The organism is Bacillus sp. JJ1127, from assembly GCF_036965845.1.
Classification (GTDB): Bacteria; Bacillota; Bacilli; order Bacillales; family Bacillaceae_G; genus Bacillus_A.
Map to the genome: position 1 here is coordinate 1 of NZ_JBALQK010000041.1, position 447 is coordinate 447.

Here is a 447-nt window from a genome sequence, read left to right on the forward strand (position 1 = left end):
ACTTTTTTCAAATTATCCACTATTCGGGTTATCAATTAAAATGTAATTACTATTTGTACTATAAGAAACAATTCCTTACTTCCCTTATCGATTCAATTTCGATAACTCGTCCCATCACCAGTAATTATTAGTCTCTGTAACATCCCGTCATTTTGCGCAATATAAACATATGCACTTATATTTCTATCCCCAAAATAGATGGTCTGTGTAATCCGGTCATATAAATCTTTTTCAGGATTACCTGTATACTCTTCAAGTTCATCTAACTTTTTTAAAATCTCATCACTTACTTCATATACTTCTCCATATACCTTATTATCACTCGAAAGAATCATTGCTGGATAGCCTTCATTTGTATCAAATAACTTCCCATAAGTCCATGCTTCTAACGCGATACATGTTGTTCCATATAGGTAATGAGCATTTGTTTGTTGTTTTCTTAATGTG

The 447-nt window shown here is 32.0% G+C and carries 1 protein-coding gene; it reads right to left on the reverse strand.

Annotation, left to right across the window (positions count from 1 at the left end; translation table 11 throughout):
- Positions 1–92: 92 nt before the first annotated feature.
- On the reverse strand, positions 93–447 hold a 355-nt coding region (locus V7183_RS05055; protein WP_335358898.1), incomplete at its 5' end, for a gamma-glutamylcyclotransferase family protein.